Source organism: Streptomyces sp. NPDC030840 (assembly GCF_055572015.1).
Genome location: NZ_JBVIEE010000041.1, coordinates 25,687 through 46,789 on the forward strand (window position 1 = coordinate 25,687; position 21,103 = coordinate 46,789).

General features: G+C 70.8%; 18 protein-coding genes and 3 pseudogenes. 4 read left to right on the top strand and 17 right to left on the bottom strand.

Translation table 11 applies throughout. The features are described 5' to 3' along the window. Positions 1-289 precede the first annotated feature (289 nt). Positions 290-1,747, top strand: a pseudogene (cseC, locus tag ACZ49J_RS44665) (two-component system sensor histidine kinase CseC); the annotation flags it as partial. 34 nt (positions 1,748-1,781) lie between these two features. Here the strand turns inward: cseC and ACZ49J_RS44670 are convergent. From ACZ49J_RS44670 to ACZ49J_RS44680, 3 genes are all read right to left on the bottom strand, one after another. Then, positions 1,782-2,231, bottom strand: coding sequence for a VOC family protein (locus tag ACZ49J_RS44670; protein WP_467457452.1), 450 nt, complete (start codon positions 2,229-2,231; stop codon positions 1,782-1,784). Positions 2,232-2,323: 92 nt separating this feature from the next. After that, entirely contained in the window at positions 2,324-2,755 is a 432-nt protein-coding gene (locus ACZ49J_RS44675) for a helix-turn-helix transcriptional regulator (RefSeq protein ID WP_467457453.1), read from the bottom strand. Between the two features lie 238 nt (positions 2,756-2,993). Next, entirely contained in the window at positions 2,994-4,610 is a 1,617-nt protein-coding gene (locus tag ACZ49J_RS44680; protein WP_467457422.1) for an MDR family MFS transporter, read from the bottom strand. Between the two features lie 226 nt (positions 4,611-4,836). On the opposite strand from ACZ49J_RS44680, the gene ACZ49J_RS44685 reads away from it, so the two are divergent. Continuing rightward, positions 4,837-5,463 (top strand): TetR/AcrR family transcriptional regulator, encoded by a 627-nt coding sequence (locus tag ACZ49J_RS44685; RefSeq protein ID WP_467457423.1) that lies wholly within the window; start codon positions 4,837-4,839, stop codon positions 5,461-5,463. Positions 5,464-5,502: 39 nt separating this feature from the next. Here the strand turns inward: ACZ49J_RS44685 and ACZ49J_RS44690 are convergent, their stop codons facing one another. The 3 genes and pseudogenes from ACZ49J_RS44690 to tnpA all read right to left on the bottom strand — a co-directional run. Continuing rightward, positions 5,503-6,075, bottom strand: a complete 573-nt coding sequence (locus ACZ49J_RS44690; RefSeq protein WP_467457425.1) for a M23 family metallopeptidase — start codon at positions 6,073-6,075, stop codon at positions 5,503-5,505. Between the two features lie 370 nt (positions 6,076-6,445). After that, positions 6,446-7,500, bottom strand: a pseudogene (locus ACZ49J_RS44695) (RNA-guided endonuclease InsQ/TnpB family protein); the annotation flags it as partial. Beyond that, positions 7,497-7,808, bottom strand: a pseudogene (gene tnpA, locus ACZ49J_RS44700) (IS200/IS605 family transposase); the annotation flags it as partial. The pseudogenes ACZ49J_RS44695 and tnpA, both read right to left, overlap by 4 nt. Here tnpA and ACZ49J_RS44705 point away from each other — a divergent pair. Next, the gene (locus tag ACZ49J_RS44705; RefSeq protein ID WP_467457455.1) at positions 7,740-8,039 is read left to right on the top strand and encodes a hypothetical protein; all 300 of its coding nucleotides are present in this window, start codon (positions 7,740-7,742) and stop codon (positions 8,037-8,039) included. The pseudogene tnpA and the gene ACZ49J_RS44705 sit on opposite strands and share 69 nt — an antisense overlap. 370 nt (positions 8,040-8,409) lie before the next feature. Here ACZ49J_RS44705 and ACZ49J_RS44710 read toward each other — a convergent pair whose 3' ends face one another. Continuing rightward, on the bottom strand, positions 8,410-10,935 hold the full coding sequence (locus ACZ49J_RS44710; RefSeq protein WP_467457426.1) for an ATP-dependent Clp protease ATP-binding subunit: 2,526 nt from the start codon (positions 10,933-10,935) through the stop codon (positions 8,410-8,412). A gap of 430 nt (positions 10,936-11,365) precedes the next feature. On the opposite strand from ACZ49J_RS44710, the gene ACZ49J_RS44715 reads away from it, so the two are divergent. Beyond that, entirely contained in the window at positions 11,366-12,109 is a 744-nt protein-coding gene (locus tag ACZ49J_RS44715; protein ID WP_467457427.1) for an SCO3374 family protein, read from the top strand. Here ACZ49J_RS44715 and ACZ49J_RS44720 read toward each other — a convergent pair. From ACZ49J_RS44720 to ACZ49J_RS44765, 10 genes are all read right to left on the bottom strand, one after another. Beyond that, positions 12,088-12,423 carry a histone-like nucleoid-structuring protein Lsr2 gene (locus ACZ49J_RS44720; protein ID WP_450758695.1) on the bottom strand — a complete coding sequence of 112 codons (336 nt, stop codon included), beginning with the start codon at positions 12,421-12,423 and terminating at the stop codon, positions 12,088-12,090. The genes ACZ49J_RS44715 and ACZ49J_RS44720 overlap by 22 nt on opposite strands. A gap of 306 nt (positions 12,424-12,729) precedes the next feature. Further along, positions 12,730-13,263, bottom strand: a complete 534-nt coding sequence (locus ACZ49J_RS44725) for an amino-acid N-acetyltransferase (RefSeq protein ID WP_467457429.1) — start codon at positions 13,261-13,263, stop codon at positions 12,730-12,732. 9 nt (positions 13,264-13,272) lie between these two features. Then, positions 13,273-13,815, bottom strand: coding sequence for a BlaI/MecI/CopY family transcriptional regulator (locus tag ACZ49J_RS44730; protein WP_467457430.1), 543 nt, complete (start codon positions 13,813-13,815; stop codon positions 13,273-13,275). A gap of 200 nt (positions 13,816-14,015) precedes the next feature. Then, complete coding sequence (locus ACZ49J_RS44735; RefSeq protein WP_467457431.1) at positions 14,016-14,198, bottom strand: hypothetical protein; 183 nt, start codon at positions 14,196-14,198, stop codon at positions 14,016-14,018. A 63-nt stretch (positions 14,199-14,261) separates the two neighbouring features. Continuing rightward, positions 14,262-15,008: a hypothetical protein gene (locus tag ACZ49J_RS44740; RefSeq protein WP_467457454.1), complete on the bottom strand. Its 747-nt coding sequence runs from the start codon at positions 15,006-15,008 to the stop codon at positions 14,262-14,264. Between the two features lie 409 nt (positions 15,009-15,417). After that, the gene (locus ACZ49J_RS44745; RefSeq protein ID WP_467457432.1) at positions 15,418-16,215 is read right to left on the bottom strand and encodes a type III pantothenate kinase; all 798 of its coding nucleotides are present in this window, start codon (positions 16,213-16,215) and stop codon (positions 15,418-15,420) included. Between the two features lie 15 nt (positions 16,216-16,230). Next, positions 16,231-17,220: a carboxylating nicotinate-nucleotide diphosphorylase gene (nadC, locus tag ACZ49J_RS44750; protein WP_467457433.1), complete on the bottom strand. Its 990-nt coding sequence runs from the start codon at positions 17,218-17,220 to the stop codon at positions 16,231-16,233. After that, complete coding sequence (locus ACZ49J_RS44755; protein ID WP_467457434.1) at positions 17,217-19,025, bottom strand: L-aspartate oxidase; 1,809 nt, start codon at positions 19,023-19,025, stop codon at positions 17,217-17,219. Before ACZ49J_RS44755 ends, nadC begins: the two co-directional genes overlap by 4 nt. Next, positions 19,022-20,023: a pantoate--beta-alanine ligase gene (gene panC / locus ACZ49J_RS44760; protein ID WP_467457435.1), complete on the bottom strand. Its 1,002-nt coding sequence runs from the start codon at positions 20,021-20,023 to the stop codon at positions 19,022-19,024. Before panC ends, ACZ49J_RS44755 begins: the two co-directional genes overlap by 4 nt. A gap of 28 nt (positions 20,024-20,051) precedes the next feature. Further along, positions 20,052-20,972 (bottom strand): Rossmann-like and DUF2520 domain-containing protein, encoded by a 921-nt coding sequence (locus tag ACZ49J_RS44765; RefSeq protein ID WP_467457436.1) that lies wholly within the window; start codon positions 20,970-20,972, stop codon positions 20,052-20,054. Between the last annotated feature and the right edge of the window lie 131 nt (positions 20,973-21,103).

Sequence of the window (21,103 nt, forward strand, 5' to 3'; positions counted from 1 at the left end):
GGAGGACGCTCGTCCGGCCGGACGAGCGACGGAACGGCCGGGTGACCGACCGACGGAGCACGTGCCGGGAGGACCGGCGGAAGGCCTGGCGGAACGAGCAGCGCAGGCCCGGACACGACCGACGGGAGGCCCGGTGGAACGGCCGGCGGGAAACCAGTCGGGACCCTCGGCCGGAGGCCCCGCGCAACCACTGGTAGGAGGCCCCGCAGGACGGTCAGCCGGAGGCCCAGAGGAACGGCGGACAGGAAACCCGGCGGGACCCTCGGCCGAAGGCTCCGCGGAACCACTGGTGGGAGGCCCCGCAGGACGGTCAGCCGGAGGCCCAGAGGAACGGCGGACAGGAAACCCGGCGGGGCCGTCGGCCGAAGGCTCCGCGGAACCACTGGTGGGAGGCCCCGTGGGACGAGTGGCCGGAGGCATGGTGAGACGGCTGACGCGTAGGGGCTCCGGGCTGCGCACCGGGCTGCGCTGGAAGCTGAGCGCGGCGATCGCGATGGTCGGCGCGCTGGTGGCGCTCGCACTGAGCCTGGTCGTGCACAACGCGGCCCGCGTGTCGATGCTGGACAACGCCCGCGACCTGGCGGACGAGCGCATCCAGGTCGCCCAGCGCATGTACGAGTCGGGACGCCAGCAGAACCCGGGCGCGTTCGGGGTGCAGGTCGACGACCCCGCGATCCCGCGTGACCTGCTGGCGAAGGTCTCTGAGGGCCGGCGCGCCACGTACGTCGCCGACGGCCCGAACGGCGTGCCCGACATTTGGGCCGCGGTGCCGCTGAAGGACGGCAGGGTGCTGTCGCTCAACACCCGGTTCACCGACCGCAGCGCGGACATCATGGAGGACCTGGACCAGGCCCTGGTCATCGGCTCGATCGCGGTCGTGTTCGGCGGCTGCGCGCTCGGCGTCCTCATCGGCGGCCAGATGTCCCGTCGGCTGCGCAAGGCCGCGGCGGCGGCGAACCAGGTCGCCAAGGGCGAGAGCGACGTACGGGTCAGGGACGCGATCGGCGGAGTCGTACGCGACGAGACCGACGACCTCGCGCGGGCCGTGGACGCGATGGCGGACGCGCTCCAGCAGCGCATAGAGGCCGAGCGAAGGGTGACGGCGGACATCGCGCACGAGCTGCGCACCCCGGTCACGGGCCTCCTGACGGCGGCGGAACTCCTGCCTCCCGGGCGCCCCTCGGAGCTGGTCCGCGACCGTGCCCAGGCGATGCGCACACTCGTGGAGGACGTCCTGGAGGTGGCCCGGCTCGACGGCGCCTCCGAGCGGGCCGAGCTGCAGGACATCATGCTGGGCGAGTTCGTGGCGCGCCGCGTCGCCGCGAAGGACGCGGACATCGCGGTACGGGTCGTCCACGAGTCGGAGGTCACGACCGACCCGCGCCGCCTCGAACGTGTCCTGTTCAACCTGCTGGCCAACGCCGCGAAGCACGGCAGGCCGCCGATCGAGGTCACGGTCGAGGGCCGTGTGATCCGCGTCCGTGACCACGGCCCCGGTTTCCCGGAGGACCTGCTGGCCGAGGGCCCGCGCCGCTTCCGTACCGGCGCCTCCGACCGCGCGGGCCAGGGCCACGGCCTGGGCCTGACCATCGCGGCCGGCCAGGCCCGGGTGCTCGGTGCCCGTCTGACCTTCCGCAACGTACGCCCGGCCGGAGTGCCCGAGGACGTGCCCGCCGAGGGGGCGGTGGCGGTGCTGTGGCTGCCCGAGCACGCCCCGACGAACACGGGCAGCTACCCGATGCTGCCGTGACCGAAGGTGCCGGGCGGAGTGGGCGGCCGGGTCAGCCGGTCGCCCACTCCTTGTCGAGGTCAAGGCCGCCCTCACGGCGCTGGGTGAAGGAGAACCAGTTCCCCGAGTCGTCACGGAACAGGGCCTCGGTCCCGTACGGCCGCTCCTGGGGCTCCTGGAGGAACTCCACGCCCCGCTCCTTCAGCCGCTTGTAGTCCCCGTGGATGTCGTCCGTGGTGAGGACGCCCGCCCCCAGGGCCCCCTTCGCGACCAGCTTCCTGATCATCTCCCCGGACTCCGGGTCCATGGCGGGCGGTCCGGGCACCATCAGGGTCAGCTCGACGTCGGGCTGGTCCGGCACGCCGACGGTGAGCCAGCGCATGCCGCCGTCGCCCATCGTCATGTCGGTCCGCACCTCCAGGCCCAGCTTCTGCGTGTAGAACTCCTTGGCCCGGTCCTGGTCGAGGACCCAGACGGTCGAGATGGCGAGTCCCTTGATCATGGCGTGCTCCTGCTCGTACGGAATGACGTGGTGCGGTCCGTGCCCGCCCTGCTCTGCTCTGTACTGCACTGCCACGCTAGGCGGAGCTCACGTCAGCCCGCTTCTCCGGAATTGCTGCTTCGACCGCCGCCCTGCCCGCCGTCGCCCTGCCCGCCACCGCTCTCTCCGGGCTTGGCCCGCCACCCGCCGGCCCACAGCATCGCGTAGCACCCCGGTATCAGGGCGGCGCCGCGGCCCACGTGCTTCGCTCTGTACTCGCTCGGTGTGAGTCCCGTCCACGCCTTGAACCTCGTGGAGAAGGTCCCGAGGCTGCTGAACCCGACCAGATGGCATATCTCCGTCACGGACAGGTTCGCGGTGCGCAGAAGGTCCTCCGCGCGGTCGATACGGCGGTGTGTGAGGTACTGGCCGGGCGTCTCCCCGTAGGCCTCCTTGAAGGCCCGGATGAAGTGGTACCGCGAGTACCCGGCGCTCGCCGCCACGGCGTCCAGGTCGAGGCCGGGGTCCGCCCACTCGCGGTCCATCACGTCCTTCGCCACCCGGAGCTGCCTCAGCCTGTCCACGCCCCGATCGTAGGGGCGCGAGGAACCGCGCGACCTGCCACAGCCAACCAGCAGCCAACCCACCCCGCCACACCACCACGGGGGTCTGGGGGCGACAGCCCCCAGGGGACGGGAATGGGTAGGGGCGGCGGGGGCGAGAACCCTACGCGCACCCCCACGCACCCGCACCCGCACCCGCACCCCGGACGCGCTCGCCCCCTCACATCGCCTCAGCCACCGCCTTGACCCCCGCACCGTCCCCGGCCGGGCCCTCAGATCCCTCCGCTCCCTCGTCCGCCTTCGGAGCCCCCGCCCCCCTGAGCGGCACCTCCTTCACGAACAGGGCCGCCACGAACGCCAGCACAGCCACCGCGGCCCCCAGCAGGAACGCGGAGTGCGTCCCCGCGGCCACAGCATGCTGGTACGCCTCCCGCGCGACCTCCGGCAGCTTCGCCAGGCTCGCCGCGTCCAGCTGCGCCGACTGCTCGGTCACCTGGGACCCGAGGTCCCCGGCCCGCTCCGCCATCACGTCCTGCACCCGGTTGTTGAACAGCGCACCCATGATCGCGACGCCGAACGACGACCCGAGCGTCCGGAACAGGGTCGTCGACGACGAGGCGACACCCATGTCCTTCATCTCGACGCTGTTCTGCGCCACCAGCATGGTGATCTGCATCAGGCAGCCCATGCCAGCCCCGAGCACGGCCATGAAGAGCCCGGACGTCAGCCGGGACGTCCCCGTGTCCATCTGCGCGAGCAGGAAGAGCCCCACGGTCATCAGCACGCTGCCGACCACCGGGAACACCTTGTACTTCCCGGTCCCCGTGGTGACCCGCCCCGCGACCATCGACACGGCGAGCATCGCACCCAGCATCGGCAGCAGCAGCAGACCGGAGTTCGTCGCGGACGCGCCCTGCACCGACTGCTGGAACAGCGGCAGGAACAGCACCGCCCCGAACATCACGAATCCGGTGATGAAGCCGATCGCCGACATGAGCGAGAAGTTCCGGCTCCTGAAGATGTGCAGGGGCATCACCGGCTCCGCCGCCTTGGTCTCCCAGAACACGAAGCCCACGAGCGCGACCACTCCGATCGCGGCCAGCTCCATGATCACGGACGAGTCCCACGCGTACTCGGTCCCACCCCACGTGGTGACGAGCACGATCGACGTGATGCCCACGGTCAGCAGCGCGGCCCCGAGGAAGTCGATGCGCCGCCACGAACGGTCCACGGACTTCTTCGGCAGGTGCAGGACGGCGGTGACGGCGATCAGCGCGACCACGCCCAGCGGCAGGTTGATGTAGAACGACCAGCGCCATCCCCAGTGGTCGGTGATCGTGCCGCCCACCAGCGGGCCCAGGATCATGGCGAACGCCATGACGCCGGCCATCATCCCCTGGTACTTGCCCCGCTCCCGCGGGGGTATCAGATCGCCGATGATCGCCATGACCCCGACCATGAGCCCGCCGGCGCCGAGCCCCTGAACGGCCCGGAAGCCGATCAGCTGCCCCATGTCCTGGGCCATGCCGCTGAGCGCCGATCCGATCAGGAAGACCACGATGGAGGTGAGGAAGGCGCCCTTGCGCCCGTACATGTCGCCGACCTTGCCCCAGATCGGGGTGGAGGCGGCGGTGGCGAGGGTGTACGCGGTGACGACCCACGACAGGTGCTCGAGTCCGCCCAGTTCACCGACGATCGTCGGCATGGCCGTCCCGATGATCATGTTGTCGAGCATCGCGAGCAGCATCGCGATCATGAGCGCGAGCAGGACGACCCGTACGCTCCTCGGTTGTTCACCGCCCCCGGCCTTCTCCGTGTCCACAGCCGCTTCCGCCATCGTCCCCACTCCCCTAGGTGCTGCCGCCGGTCACGACCGCTCAGCCATGCACTGACCTTCCGCGCAGTGGCTTCCGCTGTGCCCCCTGGCACTTACTTGCCGCCCGGCTAGTTGACTACACTGAAGGAAAGTAGGCGCGTAACTAGCCGGGCGTCAAGTAAGTTTCCAATGGCTTGACCGACGAGGGCCGTCGGAAGTGCTCGGGAGCGCGAGGAGTAGGACGACGATGGGCGGCGAGGTCGTGGGCGGCACCGAGGGCACGGGCGGTACGGGCGGCACCAGGCAGCAGCGCCGCGGGGACACCCGCCAGCGCATCCAGGACGTGGCCCTGGAGCTCTTCGCCGAGCAGGGGTACGAGAAGACGTCGCTGCGCGAGATCGCGGAGCGCCTCGCTGTCACCAAGGCCGCCCTCTACTACCACTTCAAGACCAAGGAAGACATCCTCATCAGCCTGTTCGAGGACATGACCCGTCCGATCGACGAGCTGATCGAGTGGGCGAAGGGGCAGCCGCACGGCCTGGCCACCAAGCAGGAGGTCCTCCGCCGCTACAGCGAGGCCCTGTCGGCCGCGGCGCCGCTCATGCGGTTCATGCACGAGAACCAGGCGACCGTACGGGAGTTGAGCGTCGGCGAGTCGTTCAAGGACCGCATGCTGATGATGATGGACATCCTCAAGGAGCCGGACGTTCCGCTGATCGACCAGATCCGCTGCGTGAGCGCCCTCTTCACGATGCACGCGGGGATCATCGCCCTCAGGGACGTCGAAGGCGACCCCGAGGAGAAGCGCAAGGCAGCCCTGGAGGTCGCGATCGACCTGGTGACGCAGGCGCACGGAGGCGCCCGCGACGTGTGAGCCCGACCGGTCCGGCACGCCGGCCGCGGGGACGCCGGGTCAGAGGCCGACGCCCTTGGCCCGCAGGAAGGAGACCGGGTCGACGGCGGACCCGTAGTTGGCGGTCGTACGGACCTCGAAGTGCAGGTGCGGACCGCTGGAGTTGCCGGTGTTGCCGGAGAGCGCGATGCGCTGCCCGGTCTTGACGACCTGACCCACCTTCACGTCGACGTGCGACAGGTGGGCGTACTGGGAGAACGTCCCGTCGCCGTGGTTGATGACGACGGCGTTGCCGTACGCCGGACCGTCACCGGCGCCGTTGCCGCCCGCCTTGACGACCGTCCCGCCGTGCGTGGCGACGACCGTCGTACCGCTCTTCACGGCGAAGTCCTGGCCGCTGTGGGTGGAGTTCCACATCTTGCCGGCCTGCGCGTAGCCGGCGGAGAGCTTGTAGCCCTTGACGGGGGCGACCCACGAGGCCGCCTTCTTGGCGGCGGCCGGCGTACCGCTGTCGGCGGCGGCCGCTATCCCGGCTCCCCCGACGACCGAGGCTCCCAGCCCGGCGACCACCACGGCGGTGCGCAGACGGAGCAGGGACGTACGGGAACGGGTGGAGCGGACACGCTTCGACATGGGGGTACCTCACAGGAGCGGGGACAGGGAGCCCTCCAGGACGCGGACATCACCGGGTGGGCCATCCCTTGGTAACCCCGACTCCCGCCAGCCCCAAAACCCGTGAACTACGACGAAAGGTAGTTATCCACTCGCAAAACGCCCATATGTCGCACAAATGCTCCACAATCACCTCGCGGCCAAATGCCCGCAACCACACCCGCAAACCACGGCAGCTCAAATGACCTGAATACGGTCAATCCGCCATGTCCTTTCCCACTAGCTCGCCTAGTAAGTGACGTACGCCCTATGCCGCATGTCACCGGCCCACAAGATCGGGCGACCCCGGAATGTGACGGGCACTACGCTGACGGGACCGGTTCACGGCTCATTCGAAGTTCGCTTGGGTGACGCGGTTCTCCTGCGCGACGTGCCCGCACTCGGGGCACGTGCGGGAGGTGTTGCGCGCGTCCACCGGGACCACGAGGCGACCGGCACTCTCAGCCTTGTTCGCCAGGATTCCGAGGAACTGCGCCCAACCCGCATCGAGGATGCTGCGGTTGAGCCCGGCCTTCGCGGCAGCGCCGTTGGGCAGGAAGCCGCCGGGCTGGTCGGGGTCGGGCTTGGGGGCGGGGCTCTTGGTCATGCCCGCCGTGTTCAGCCGGCGCGCTGCCGCCGGATCTTGCCGTACAGCTTGGCGACCTTTCGGGCCGCCGCGCGGTGGCGCTTGGTGCGTTGCCGAGTTCGTTTGGGGAACCTCGCGAGGTGCTGCTGCGCTTCGGCCAGTTCCTCGGCCATCGCCTGTAGGAAGCGCGGGTTGGCGACGTGCTCGCTGCCGGAAGTGGTCAGGAAGTGGGCGACGCCCATGTCGATGCCGATGATCGCGCCCGTAGGCGGCAGTTCCTCGGCGGGCACGTTGTCGCAGGCGAGGACGACGTACCAGCGGTTCCCCTCCCGCTTTACCGAGATCGTCTTGACGCGGCCCTGCACGGGCCGGTGCTGGTGCACACGGACGTGCCCGACACCTTGAAAGCGGACGCGGGTCTGCCGGTCGTGCGGGGTGGAGTCCCAGCGGCAGCCGTCGCCGTCCTTGGGGAAGGTGACGGTGTCGAAGTGCCCGACGCCCTTGAACCTGGGGTACCCGGGCCTCTGACCGGCCTTCACCCGCTTGAAGAAGGCTTGGAACGCCTTGTCCAGCCGCCTGAGCGTGGCCTGCTGGCTGGAGAACGACCATCAACCCTGACGCTCCGGGTCGAACGCCCGGATCGCTTTGAGCTGGCCGGACTGATCCCCGTACTGGACCGAGGTCTTCGAGCTGTGCCGGTAGGCGTCCCGACGCTCCTGCAACGCCCCGTTGCAGAGCGAACAGTGGTCGGCCAGCATCGCCCGCAACGCGGCTTGCTGACCTGCCGTTGGGCGAAGGAGGAACTTGTACGCCCGCATCAAGGCCGTCCCTCCTTGTCCTTCTTCCAGGGGCGTTCCCACTGGGTGTTGATGTACTTCGCCACCGTGGCCGCCGACACCGCGCCAACCGACGCGGCGAAGTACGACGACGACCACAGCGTGGGCATGCGGCTCTTGAGGTGCGGGAACTCCGCGCGCAGGACGTGGGAGGTGAAGCCCTTGAACTGGTTCGCCACGTACGAGGCCGAGGACTTCGGATCGTGCTTGACGAAGAGGTGTACATGGTCGGGCATCACCTCAAGAGCGATGACCTCCCACCCGCGCTCATCCGCCTTCTGCCGGATCAGCTCGCCGCCAAGCAGGACCTGGGGCGGCTGGCGACCAACCCGCTGATGTGCGCCCTGAACTGCGCCCTGCACCGCGAGCGCCGGGGCTTCCTGCCGCGTGGACTCGCCACGCACCCTCGCCTGCGCCGCGTGACCACACCGCCGACCTGCAGAATCCTCAACGCGGACAGGCTCCCCAGCACGACAAGGGTCAACCCACGCGACCTGGCGAACGTCGACGAGTCCCAGGAGTGAGGCCGCGAGCGTCCCCGGCGAGCAGCCGGAACCATACTCCCAAGGCCGCCCGCCACGGCGGCACCGAGCACAAGGTTCCCGCCCCCGGCACCTCCCGGCGCTGCTCGATGTGCGGCTTCACCACGCCGGGCAGCCAGGAGTCCCAGGCCGAGTCATCCGCAAGAACGAAGGCTGCGGATGGTCCGACAACGCGGACGACAACGCCGCACGGAACGTCTGGCACCTGTACCGGCTGGGCCACGCGCTCGTCCCTACTGCCGGCCGGTCCTGCGGAGCACGGGCGCCCACCGTCCTGTCTCCAGCGCACGCGAAGGGGGCCGGTGCCCTCAGGCACCGGCCCCTTCGTCGTTTCGCGTACCGCCCGGAGGGCTTACGCCTCCTTGCTCAGGTTCGGGCCCGCTCCACCGGCCGCCTGCTCGATCGGCGGGACGTCCGGCAGGGCCGACTTCTCCTCACCGCGGAAGGTGAAGGTCTTGGCGTCGCCCTCGCCCTCCGTGTCCACGACCACGATGTGGCCCGGACGGAGCTCGCCGAAGAGGATCTTCTCCGACAGGCTGTCCTCGATCTCGCGCTGGATCGTGCGGCGCAGCGGCCGGGCGCCCAGCACGGGGTCGTAGCCCTTCTTGGACAGCAGCTCCTTGGCGGCCTGGGAGAGCTCGATGCCCATGTCCCGGTCCTTCAGGCGCTCGTCCACCTTGCTGATCATCAGGTCGACGATCCGCAGGATGTCCTCCTGCGTCAGCTGCGGGAAGACGACCACGTCGTCGACGCGGTTGAGGAACTCGGGCCGGAAGTGCTGCTTGAGCTCGTCCGAGACCTTGTTCTTCATGCGCTCGTAGTTGGTCTTCGTGTCACCCGCGGCGGCGAAGCCGAGGTTGAAGCCCTTGGAGATGTCCCGGGTGCCGAGGTTGGTCGTCATGATGATGACCGTGTTCTTGAAGTCCACGACCCGGCCCTGGGAGTCGGTCAGGCGACCGTCCTCCAGGATCTGCAGCAGCGAGTTGAAGATGTCCGGGTGGGCCTTCTCGACCTCGTCGAAGAGGACGACCGAGAACGGCTTGCGACGCACCTTCTCCGTCAGCTGGCCACCCTCCTCGTAGCCCACGTATCCGGGGGGCGAACCGAAGAGACGCGACACCGTGTGCTTCTCGCTGAACTCCGACATGTCGAGGGAGATCAGCGCGTCCTCGTCACCGAACAGGAACTCGGCGAGCGCCTTGGACAGCTCGGTCTTACCGACACCGGACGGGCCGGCGAAGATGAACGAACCACCGGGACGCTTCGGGTCCTTCAGACCGGCACGCGTACGGCGGATCGCCTTCGACAGCGCCTTGACGGCGTCGTTCTGGCCGATGACCCGCTTGTGGAGCTCGTCCTCCATGCGGAGCAGGCGGCTGGACTCCTCCTCGGTCAGCTTGAAGACCGGGATGCCGGTGGCCGTGGCGAGGACCTCGGCGATCAGCTCGCCGTCGACCTCGGCGACGACGTCCATGTCGCCGGCCTTCCACTCCTTCTCCCGCTTGGCCTTGGCGGCGAGGAGCTGCTTCTCCTTGTCGCGCAGGGAGGCGGCCTTCTCGAAGTCCTGCGAGTCGATCGCGGACTCCTTGTCGCGGCGGACGCCGGCGATCTTCTCGTCGAACTCGCGCAGGTCCGGCGGCGCGGTCATCCGGCGGATGCGCATCCGGGAACCGGCCTCGTCGATCAGGTCGATCGCCTTGTCGGGGAGGAAGCGGTCCGAGATGTACCGGTCGGCCAGGGTGGCGGCCTGGACGAGGGCCTCGTCCGTGATGGAGACACGGTGGTGGGCCTCGTACCGGTCGCGCAGACCCTTGAGGATCTCGATCGTGTGCGGCAGGGACGGCTCGGCGACCTGGATGGGCTGGAAGCGGCGCTCCAGGGCCGCGTCCTTCTCCAGGTGCTTGCGGTACTCGTCCAGCGTGGTGGCACCGATGGTCTGGAGCTCACCGCGGGCCAGCATCGGCTTGAGGATCGAGGCGGCGTCGATGGCGCCCTCGGCGGCACCCGCACCGACCAGCGTGTGCAGCTCGTCGATGAACAGGATGATGTCGCCGCGGGTACGGATCTCCTTGAGGACCTTCTTCAGGCGTTCCTCGAAGTCACCGCGGTAGCGGGATCCGGCGACCAGCGCACCGAGGTCCAGGGTGTAGAGGTGCTTGTCCTTGAGGGTCTCGGGCACCTCGCCCTTGACGATGGCCTGGGCGAGGCCCTCGACGACGGCGGTCTTGCCGACACCGGGCTCACCGATCAGGACCGGGTTGTTCTTGGTACGACGGGACAGCACCTGCATGACCCGCTCGATCTCCTTCTCGCGCCCGATGACCGGGTCGAGCTTGGACTCGCGAGCGGCCTGGGTGAGGTTCCGGCCGAACTGGTCGAGGACCAGGGACGTCGAGGGAGTGCCCTCGGCAGGCCCGCCGGCGGTGGCGGTCTCCTTGCCCTGGTAGCCGGAGAGCAGCTGGATGACCTGCTGCCGCACCCGGTTGAGGTCTGCGCCCAGCTTGACCAGGACCTGGGCGGCGACGCCCTCGCCCTCACGGATCAGGCCGAGCAGGATGTGCTCCGTGCCGATGTAGTTGTGGCCCAGCTGAAGGGCCTCGCGGAGCGACAGCTCCAGGACCTTCTTGGCACGGGGGGTGAAGGGGATGTGGCCGGAGGGCGCCTGCTGGCCCTGACCGATGATCTCTTCCACCTGCTGGCGGACAGCCTCAAGCGAGATCCCGAGGCTCTCCAGGGCCTTAGCGGCGACACCCTCACCCTCGTGGATCAGGCCCAGGAGAATGTGCTCGGTGCCGATGTAGTTGTGGTTGAGCATCCGGGCTTCTTCCTGAGCCAGGACGACAACCCGCCGCGCGCGGTCGGTGAACCTCTCGAACATCGTTAATCGCTCCTCAGAGCGGTCAGGCAGTGAGGGGACGCTCCCCTCGCTGTCCTTCCGCAGCTTAGTCCCGCAAGCGGGGACCGCTCATTCCAACTGCCGACACCGTCCTTGGCCTCCTGACCCCGAACGCCGACATCTGCTCCAACCCGATGGTGCGAGACGATGTTCCCGCAGGCCAGGTGGTTAGCCTCACCATCAGTACGCCGATGGCGAACGCGAGACCGCCTTTCCTGCGTGTCGCCCCCTCCCACTAGGGATGTCTTACCCGCACGCACTGACACTCCATGCCGAGCGCACCGGTTCCCTCCGCTATGGGCGAACATCCTTGCGCTGCCGCGCGCCGCCGGACGCCCCCATTTCCGCCACCCTGTGTACATAAATCACCACCCTGAGTAACTCGGGCGCCCTCTGCGCGGTTGTTCCTTGCATGGCATCCATCGTCCCCCTCCCCCGCTGTCCGCTCGACTCGAGCGACCGGGTGCGGGAGTGGTACGAGAACGGGCTGGGCTGGGCCACGCTGCCCGGAGCGCCGGTACGCATCAGTACGGGTCTGCGCTTCGACGTGCTCGACGTTCCCGCGGAGGCCGGATTCGCGGCGCTGCGGCATCTGGGCCCGGGTTCCCCGGTGACGCTGTGCGGAGAGCGCATGGGGCTGCTGGTCGCCGCGGGAAGTGCGGACGAACTGCCGGGGCTGCTCGACTGGCTCGACTGGGGCGGCCTCGAACTGGGCTTCACGGCCGTCGGAAGGGGCGGGCACATCGAGGCTCCGCGGCCCTGGCCGTACGGAGCCACGCCCTCCACGTTCCGCTCCGGCCGTGCGGGAGGTCGCATCGAGGCTCTCCCCTCGCCCCGGCCCGCTCCGGGTGAGCGCGCCGCGACCGTGGAGCCCCGGACCGTTCCGGGCGCGCGTGCGTCCTCGCTCCCCGGCCCTGCGGACGCGGGGGCACCGCTCCAGCCGTCGTCTCTGGACCGGGCCGGTCCACAGGGGGCCGCCTTATGGCTGCGGCCCCCCGAGCCGGGGTGCGAGGTGGAACCGTCGCTGCCGACGCTGTCCGCGCTGGGGGGCGGTGGGCCCGCCCCTGACCTCGTACGACTGGTGGACACGGTGGCGACGCACTGCCACCGGATCCGGCTGCGACGCCTGAGTGCTCAGGCGTTCGCCTTCTCGTAGGCCTCGCGGATGGACGCGGGGACGCGGCCGCGGTCGTTGACCTCGTAGCCGTTCTCCTTCGCCCAGGCGCGGATCTGCGCGGTGTCCTGGCTGCCGCCGGCGGCGGCGCGCGCCTTTCCGCGTCCGCCCGAAGCGCGACCTCCGGTACGACGCCCGCCCTTCACGTACGGCTCAAGAAGGCCGCGGAGCTTGTCCGCGTTGGCGGTCGTGAGATCGATTTCGTACGTCTTGCCGTCCAGCGCGAACGTCACGGTCTCGTCCGCCTCGCCGCCGTCGAGGTCGTCGACAAGAAGGACCTGAACCTTCTGTGCCACCGGATTTCCTTTCATCGATAACTTGAGGGCCGAGGGTCCGCGGCCGCAGCCGCTGTTTCGAGTCCCCTGTTATATGCAGTACTGCAGTACGTCGGAAAGCAAACCGCTTTTCCTTGAAAAACACAAACCCCTGGGAGAGGCTCACGGGCCCGGGGAAGACCGGAAACGTACGCGTTTCGGACATAGGGAACCCGGGCAAGCCGCATCCGCCGGAATACCCTTGCCGATGCCTTGCCGATGCCATGCCCATCCGGCGCCGATGCCCTTGCCGATCCCCGCCGATCGTTGACGCGCATCCCCGGGCGATCACAGATGCAGAAGCATGCGGCTGTTGCCCAAGGTGTTCGGTTTCACTCGTTCGAGACCGAGGAACTCCGCCACGCCCTCGTCATAGGAACGCAGCAGCTCCGCGTAGACATCGCGGTCGACCGGGGTCTCACCGATCTCCACGAAGCCGTGCTTCGCGAAGAACTCGACTTCGAAGGTCAGACAGAAAACGCGGCGAACACCCAGCCAGCGCGCGGTGTGCAGCAACTTCTCCAGCAACTGGTGACCGACGCCCAGGCCCCTGGCCTCGGGGTTCACCGCGAGAGTGCGGACTTCCGCGAGGTCTTCCCACATGACGTGCAGGGCGCCGCACCCCACCACCTGGGCGTTGTCATCGCGTTCAGCGACCCAGAACTCCTGGATGTCCTCGTAAAGCGTCACCGTCGCTTTGTCGAGCAGGATGCCCCGGCGGACGTACGAGTCGAGCAGGCCGCGCACGTGGGGGACATCGCTGGTCCTGGCCCGTCGGACGGTGATGGCTTTAGCGGTGACTTCGGGACTCTCTGCTGGCATGACCGGACGCTATCGTCCGGTGTCGCCCCGTACCGACGTGGGGTTCTCATCGGGGTGCTCGGGGGCCGCGGCTCTTTCGTCTGACGATTGGCCTGACGATTCGCCGTCCGAGTCGCCGTCCGATTCGCCGCCCGATTCGGCGGAGACATCGGCCGCGTCTTCGGCAGAGGTGGCGGCGACGGCTTGGCCGGTGGTATCGGCTGGAGGAGCGATGGTTTCGCCGGGCTCGGGACCCTGCGCGATACGGACGGCGTCGCGGAGCGCCTGTCGCTGTTCCTCGCTCATCATGCCGAAGAAGGCGACGAGAGCCGCAGCGGGGTTGTCGCTCTGCGACCAGGCGTCGTTCATCAGGGCGGCCGCGTAGGCGGCGCGGGTGGAGACCGCCTCATATCGATAGGCACGGCCTTCGGCTTCGCGGCGCACCCAGCCCTTCTGATGGAGATTGTCCAGAACGGTCATCACGGTGGTGTATGCGATGGACCGTTCCTGCTGAAGGTCTTCCAGGACTTCCCGAACGGTCACCGGGCGGTTCCACTTCCACACCCGCGTCATGACCGCGTCTTCGAGTTCTCCCAATGGCCGAGGCACAACTCAACAGCATACTGAGACAACTTGCACAAGGGCACACAAATAGGGCGTACGACTCAAGAGAGGGAGGAGTCGTACGCCGATGGGGCACAGCGGGCGCAGGGGCACACGAGCGCCGACGCACGGGGGGCGAGCCGCTCAGTGCGCCGGGTCTTCGGTCGGGATCAGCTCTGGACGTCGTCCTTCGCGGGCCGCGGGGCGCTCTCCGCGCGGGCGAGGGCGGCGTCCACGGCCGGGTCCTCCTTGGCCTTGTTGGCGCCACCCTGGGACTTCACCATCGTGACGATGACGCCGATGAACAACACGGCCATCACTACGGGGGGCACGAGCGCGGAGACGTAGTCCATGCCTCCAGAGTAGCCAGGGACTGTCCGGTGGCTCCCGGTCGGGGTGGGGCGTCGCGGGCCGCCTCAGCCGACGGCGAGCCGCTGCTGCTGGGGGTTCGCCGGCGGGCCGGGCTTGCGCTTGGGAGGGAAGACCTCGCCGGGGGTCGGAATGGGGCGGCGAGCCGGGCTCGGAGCCCCGGGCCGGGGCGAGGGGGCCGGCTTCTCGGCGGGCTGGGCGGGCCGTGCGGGCCGGGCCGGGCGGGCGGGCCGCGCGGGCTTGTCCGCGGGGCGGGCGGGCTTGTCCGCGGGGCGTTCGGCGGGCTCCTGCGCGGCGGTGGCGGTACGTGCGGGTGTGCGCGTGCCGCGGGAGAGGCCTCCGGGGAGAGCGGTGAGCCGGGTGCGGGAGGGCGGGACGGTGACGGTCGGCGCGTGCGCGGGGTGCGCACGGCGGGGCTCGGCGTCCTGCTCGGCGTCCTGCTGCTGCGGGAGGCCGCAGCGGTCCAGGCAGCGGTCCAGGAGGGTGGCGGCGGCGGGGTTGCCGCGCAGGGCGCGCAGGGCGGCGAGGTCGTCCGCGGTGGGCCGGTGGCCGACGGCCAGGGCGTCACCCAGGAGCGCGAGGTAGCCCGTGGCGGTGCCGGGGAGCGCGGCGCGGTAGCGCGCGAGGTCGGCCACCAGGAAGGCCCTCAGCCGGGCACCCTCGCGGGCGGCCTCGTCGACGGACCGGGCGAGCCGGAGGCAGTCCTGGACGTCCTGGGCGGTGACGGAGGCTGGGTTGAGGGCGAGGGCGAGAGCGCGGCGGAGCACACGCAGCTCCTCCGTGCCGAACGCCATGGCGCCGCGGGATCCGTGAGGCGTGGGCATATACCGACGATACGCGCTAATCAGACAAAAGCGGCGGTGTCACACGGGTGTTTCGCGCCCCCGCCGCCCCTACCCGTCCCATCCCTGGGGGCTGCGCCCCCAGACCCCCGCTTGTCGGCCTTCGGCCTCGTCCTCGAACGCCGGACGGGCTGAAATATCAGCCCCTTGGGGGCACCTCCCAGCGGTAGCTGGGGGAGTTTGAGGAGCGGGGGTTTCGGGGGCCGGCCCCCGAAACGGGGTCCGGGGCGGAGCCCCGAAAGGATGGGGGTCCAGGGGGCGCAGCCCCCGTGGCCGGGGTCGAAGGGGCGGAGCCCCTGGGGATGGGGGGGGTAGGGGCGGCGGGGGCGAAACCAATCCCCGCGCGCCCCCACCGACCGCCTCACATCCGCGACACGTTCCGCTCGTACACCAGCCGCAACCCGATCAGCGTCAGCCAGGGCTCGTGTTCGTCGATCACGGACGCCTCGCCGAGGACCATCGGCGCGAGCCCACCCGTGGCGATGACCGTCACGTCGTCGGGATCGTCCGCGAGCTCGCGGGCCATGCGGCCGACCACGCCGTCCACCTGGCCGGCGAAGCCGTAGACGATGCCGGCCTGCATGGCCTCGACCGTGTTCTTGCCGATCACCGCGCGCGGACGGGCCAGCTCGATCTTGCGCAGCTGCGCCCCGCGCACCCCCAGCGCCTCGACCGAGATCTCGATGCCCGGCGCGATCACCCCGCCCGCGTACTCACCGCGCGCCGACACGGCGTCGAACGTCGTCGCCGTACCGAAGTCGACCACGATCGCGGGCCCGCCGTAGAGCTCGACGGCCGCCACCGCGTTGATGATGCGGTCGGCGCCGACCTCCTTGGGGTTGTCCATGAGGATCGGTACGCCCGTCTTGATGCCGGGCTCGACCAGAACCGCGGGCACGTCGCCGTAGTACCGGCGCGTCACCTCCCGCAGCTCGTGCAGCACAGAGGGCACCGTCGAGCAGATCGCGATCCCGTCGATGCCGTCGCCCAGCTCGTCCCCGAGGAGGGGGTGCATCCCCATCAGCCCTTGGAGGAGGACCGCCAGTTCGTCGGCGGTGCGGCGCGCGTCCGTGGAGATGCGCCAGTGTTCGACGATGTCGTCGCCGTCGAACAGGCCGAGAACGGTGTGCGTGTTGCCTACGTCGATCGTCAGCAGCATGGCCCGTACCCGCTCCTACTCCGCCGCTCGCAGGTCCAGGCCGATGTCCAGGATGGGCGAGGAGTGCGTGAGGGCCCCGACCGCGAGGTAGTCGACGCCGGTGTCCGCGTACGCCTTCGCGTTCTCCAGCGTGAGGCGGCCCGACGCCTCCAGCATCGCGCGGCCGCCGACGAGGGCCACCGCCTCCTCGCACTCGAGGGGCGTGAAGTTGTCCAGCAGGATCAGGTCCGCGCCCGCGTCGACGACCTCGCGCAGCTGGTGCAGGGTGTCGACCTCGACCTCGATCGGCACGTCGGGGAACTCCTCGCGGACCGCCTTGAAGGCCTGTGCGACGCCGCCCGCGGCCACCACGTGGTTGTCCTTGACGAGGGCCGCGTCCGACAGCGACATGCGGTGGTTGACTCCCCCGCCGCAGCGCACCGCGAACTTCTCCAGCGCCCGCAGCCCGGGGGTGGTCTTCCTGGTGTCCCTGACCTTCGCCTTCGTGCCCTCCAGCACGTCCGCCCACGCGCGCGTGGCCGTCGCGATGCCCGACATACGGCACAGCAGGTTCAGCGCGCTGCGCTCGGCGGTGAGGAGGTCACGGGTGCGGGTCGTGACGGACAGCAGCTTCTGCCCGGCCTCCACCCGGTCGCCGTCGTCCACGTGGCGCTCGACCTCGAACTCGTCGGCGCAGACCACCGAGACGACCGCCTCGGCGACCCTCAGGCCCGCCACGACGCCGGCCTCGCGGGCGGTGAAGTCGGCGGTGGCGCGGGCGTCCTCGGGGATGGTGGCGACGGTGGTGACGTCGACGCCGCCTGCGAGGTCCTCCTGGATGGCCACGTTGGCGATGTCCTCGACCTCCAGCGGGTCGAGCCCGGCGTCGGCGAGGAGTTCGGCGAGCGCGGGGTCGAGACCGCACTCCATGTACGAATCCAGCGCGTCCGCGTCGGGGTCCGTGCCGCAGGCGCAGCCGTCGCCGCAGCCGCCGCTCTGGGCGAGGGGAAGGTCGGAGTTGCTCACTTGACGTCACTGCTCCTGGGGAGGGCCTCGGGCCGGTGCGTGGGGGTGCCCCCGGCTCGCGCGAGGTCGAGCGGGGCTGGGGTGGTCGGGGGGAAGTCTGGGGTCTCCGTGGTCAGCAGGGCCAGTGTGCGGTCGGGATTCAGCCGTACGACGATGTGGCGGCGCCAGTGGGTGTCGTCCCGGTCGGCGTGGTCCTCGCGCCAGTGGCAGCCGCGGGTCTCCTGGCGCAGCCTGGCGGCGGCGACCAGGACGCGGGCCACACACAGCAGGTTGGTGGTCTCCCAGGTGTCGACGCCCGGCTCGGCCGTCTTGCCGTTCTCGTCGAGGGCGTCACGCGCGGCGGTGTGCAGCTGGTCGAGGGCCGCGGCCGCGGCCGCCAGGGACGCCGCCGAGCGCAGGACGCCCGCGCCCTGGGTCATGATCCGCTGGATCGCGAACCGTGCCTCCGGCTCCAGCAGCGGGTGCTCGGGCTTCTCGCGGTAGAGCACGGGCTGCGGCACGCGCGCGTGGAGACCGTCGGCCGCCCGGCTCGCGGCGATGTCGGCGGCGATGCGCTCGGCGTAGACGAGGCCTTCCAGGAGGGAGTTGGAGGCCAGGCGGTTGGCGCCGTGGACGCCCGTGCAGGCGACCTCTCCGCACGCGTACAGGCCCGGTACGGTCGTCCGGCCCCGGGAGTCCGTGCGGACGCCGCCGGAGGCGTAGTGGGCCGCCGGGGCGACCGGGACGGGTTCGGTGACCGGGTCGATGCCGTGGGCGCGGCAGGCGGCGAGGATCGTCGGGAAGCGGTGCTCCCACATGTCGGCGCCGAAGTGCCGGGCGTCCAGGTACATGTGCTCGGCGCCCCGCTCCTGCATACGGCGCATGATGCCCTTGGCGACGATGTCCCGCGGGGCGAGTTCGGCCAGTTCGTGCTGCCCGGCCATGAAGCGTGTGCCGTCCGCGTCGACCAGGTGGGCGCCCTCGCCCCGTACCGCCTCGGAGACCAGCGGCTGCTGGCCCTCCGCCTCGGATCCGAGGAAGAGCACCGTGGGGTGGAACTGCACGAACTCCAGGTCGCTGACCTCGGCGCCCGCGCGCAGGGCGAGCGCCACTCCGTCGCCCGTGGACACGGACGGGTTGGTGGTCGCCGAGTAGACCTGGCCCATGCCGCCGGTCGCGAGGACCACGGCGGGCGCGTGCACGGCGCCGACGCCGTCGTGCTGGCCCTCGCCCATGACGTGCAGGGTGACGCCCGCGGTGCGGCCGTCGGCGTCGGTCAGCAGGTCCAGGACGAGCGCGTTCTCGATGGTGCGCAGCCCTCGCGCACGGACGGCCTCGACGAGCGCCCGGGAGATCTCCGCGCCGGTCGCGTCGCCGCCCGCGTGCGCGATACGGCGGCGGTGGTGGCCGCCCTCGCGGGTCAGCTCCAGCCCGCCTTCGGAGGACTCGTCGAACTGGGCGCCCGTCTCGATCAGCCGGCGCACGGCGTCGGGCCCCTCGGTGACGAGGAGGCGGACGGCGTCCTCGTCGCACAGGCCCGCGCCCGCGACCAGCGTGTCGTCGAGGTGCTGTTCGGGGGTGTCGCCCTCGCCGAGGGCCGCGGCTATGCCGCCCTGGGCCCAGCGGGTGGAGCCGTCGTCGAGGCGGGCCTTGGTGACGACGACGGTCCGCAGGCCGGCGGCCTCGCAGCGCAGGGCCGCGGTCAGGCCGGCGACACCGGAGCCGACGACCACGACGTCCGCGGTGATGGCCCAGCCGGGGGCCGGGGCGTGCAGTCGTATGCCCGTGGTGGTCGTCCCGGTGGTGTTCGTGCCTGTGGTGGTCACGAGGCGGCTCCGAAGGTGAGGGGGAGGTTGTCGATCAGCCGGGTCGTCCCGACCCGGGCGGCGACGGCGAGGACGGCTTCACCGGTGAAGTCGTCGGAGATCTCGGTGAAGTCGGCGGGGTCGACCAGGGCCAGGTAGTCGAGTTCCAGCGGCGGCTTCAGGCGTGCGGCCTCGTCGAGGACGAGGCGGGCGGCCGCGCGGACGTCGGCCGGGCCGGACGCGGTGGTGGGGGCGGCCTTCGCGACGGCGTGCGCGTCGGCGGCCGCGCGGGACTCGCCGAGGGCGCTGAGGGCCTCCGCACGCGCGCGCGTGGCGGGCACCTCCCGGGCCCGCGCGCGCAGCGCCTCCTGGGCGGCGTGCCGGTCGCGCCCCGCGAACAGGGCCTGGGAGAGCGCGAGGGCCGTACGGCGCTCGGCGGCGGACAGGTAGCGGTTGCGGCTGGACAGCGCCAGGCCGTCCTCCTCGCGGACGGTCGGCACGGCGACTATCTCCACGCCGAAGTCCAGGTCGCGCACCATGCGGCGGATCAGGGCGAGCTGCTGGGCGTCCTTCTGCCCGTAGAGGGCCACGTCCGGCCGGGTGAGGTGCAGCAGCTTGGCGACGACGGTGAGCATGCCGTCGAAGTGTCCGGGCCGCGAGGCACCCTCCAGGCGCTCGCCCATGGGGCCCGCGGAGATCCGCACCTGGGGCTCGCCGCCGGGGTAGACCTCGTCCACGAAAGGCGCGAACACGGCGTCGGCGCCCGACTGCTCGGCGACCTTCAGGTCGGCGTCGAGGGTGCGCGGGTAGCGGTCGAGGTCCTCGCCCGCGCCGAACTGCAGGGGGTTCACGAAGACGGTGACGACCACCTCGCCGTCCCGGCCCGCGATCTCGCGCGCCGTGCGGATCAGCGTGGCGTGCCCCTCGTGCAGGGCGCCCATCGTCATCACGACGGCACGGCGGCCCGCACGCGCACGTGCGTGCAGTTCGTCGGTGGTGCGCAGCAAGGCGGTGGTCATCGGGCGTCTCCGTTCCCGGGCGCGCGCGTCATCGGGCGTCCCCTTCGGTGCCGTTGGCGAGTACCCCGAGGAGGTCCTCGGCGAGCTCCGGCTTGAGCAGTCCGTGGGCGAGCGCGCGGTCGGCGGTCGCGCGCGCCATCGCCAGGTATCCGGCGACGGCCTGGGGGGCGTGCTCGCGCAACTCGGCGACGTGCGCGGCGACCGTGCCCGCGTCCCCGCGCGCCACGGGGCCGGTGAGGGCCGCGTCGCCGGAGCGCAGGGCGTTGTCGAGGGCGGCGCCCAGCAGCGGTCCGAGCATGCGGTCGGGGGCCTCGACGCCCGCCGCCCGCAGCAGCTCCATGGACTGGGCGACCAGGGTCACCAGGTGGTTGGCGCCCAGGGCGAGCGCCGCGTGGTACAGGGGCCGGGCGGACTCGGCGATCCACTCGGGCTCGCCGCCCATCTCGATCACCAGCGCCTCGGCGGCCAGCCGCAGTTCCTCGGGCGCCGTGACCCCGAACGAGCATCCGGCGAGCCGCTGCACGTCCACGGGCGTGCCGGTGAACGTCATCGCCGGGTGCAGCGCCAGCGGCAGCGCCCCGGCCCGCAGCGCGGGGTCCAGCACGCTCGTGCCGTACCGCCCGGAGGTGTGCACGAGCAGTTGCCCCGGCCGGACGGCCCCGGTCTCGGCGAGCCCCTCGACGAGACCGGGCAGGGCGTCGTCCGGCACGGTCAGCAGCACCAGCTCGGCGCGGTCCAGGACGTCGGCCGGGGGCACCAGCGGCACGTCGGGCAGCAGGGCGGCGGCCCGCCGTTTCGAGGCGTCGGAGACCCCGGAGGCGGCTACCGGGCGGTGTCCCGCGAGGTGCAGCGACGCCGCCAGCGCGGGCCCGACCCGGCCCGCTCCGACGACGCCCACGGTGAGCCGCGCGGGGCGGTCCTTGGGGTCTGGTTGCTGGAATGTCGTCACGCGCTGGTGGCCTTCCCGTTCCAGTCCGCTCTGGGTACCGGACGATTTCTCGTCATGTTAACGCGATTGGTTAGAGAGGCGTCCGGTTGTCCACAGGCTGTGGGTTTCCCCACGCCGTGCGGACGCGCCGG

What these genes read in the sequence shown, in the direction of transcription:
- ACZ49J_RS44685 (WP_467457423.1), top strand. Translation starts at nt 4,837, where the DNA reads ATGGGCGGCGAGGTCGTGGGCGGCACCGAGGGCACGGGCGGTACGGGC.
- ACZ49J_RS44675 (WP_467457453.1), bottom strand. Translation starts at nt 2,755, where the DNA reads ATGGACCGCGAGTGGGCGGACCCCGGCCTCGACCTGGACGCCGTGGCG.
- ACZ49J_RS44705 (WP_467457455.1), top strand. Translation starts at nt 7,740, where the DNA reads ATGGTCGGGCATCACCTCAAGAGCGATGACCTCCCACCCGCGCTCATC.
- ACZ49J_RS44710 (WP_467457426.1), bottom strand. Translation starts at nt 10,935, where the DNA reads ATGTTCGAGAGGTTCACCGACCGCGCGCGGCGGGTTGTCGTCCTGGCT.
- panC (WP_467457435.1), bottom strand. Translation starts at nt 20,023, where the DNA reads ATGACCACCGCCTTGCTGCGCACCACCGACGAACTGCACGCACGTGCG.
- ACZ49J_RS44730 (WP_467457430.1), bottom strand. Translation starts at nt 13,815, where the DNA reads ATGACGCGGGTGTGGAAGTGGAACCGCCCGGTGACCGTTCGGGAAGTC.
- ACZ49J_RS44740 (WP_467457454.1), bottom strand. Translation starts at nt 15,008, where the DNA reads ATGGCGTTCGGCACGGAGGAGCTGCGTGTGCTCCGCCGCGCTCTCGCC.
- ACZ49J_RS44745 (WP_467457432.1), bottom strand. Translation starts at nt 16,215, where the DNA reads ATGCTGCTGACGATCGACGTAGGCAACACGCACACCGTTCTCGGCCTG.
- ACZ49J_RS44735 (WP_467457431.1), bottom strand. Translation starts at nt 14,198, where the DNA reads ATGGACTACGTCTCCGCGCTCGTGCCCCCCGTAGTGATGGCCGTGTTG.
- ACZ49J_RS44670 (WP_467457452.1), bottom strand. Translation starts at nt 2,231, where the DNA reads ATGATCAAGGGACTCGCCATCTCGACCGTCTGGGTCCTCGACCAGGAC.
- ACZ49J_RS44725 (WP_467457429.1), bottom strand. Translation starts at nt 13,263, where the DNA reads ATGCCAGCAGAGAGTCCCGAAGTCACCGCTAAAGCCATCACCGTCCGA.
- ACZ49J_RS44690 (WP_467457425.1), bottom strand. Translation starts at nt 6,075, where the DNA reads ATGTCGAAGCGTGTCCGCTCCACCCGTTCCCGTACGTCCCTGCTCCGT.
- ACZ49J_RS44680 (WP_467457422.1), bottom strand. Translation starts at nt 4,610, where the DNA reads ATGGCGGAAGCGGCTGTGGACACGGAGAAGGCCGGGGGCGGTGAACAA.
- ACZ49J_RS44715 (WP_467457427.1), top strand. Translation starts at nt 11,366, where the DNA reads ATGGCATCCATCGTCCCCCTCCCCCGCTGTCCGCTCGACTCGAGCGAC.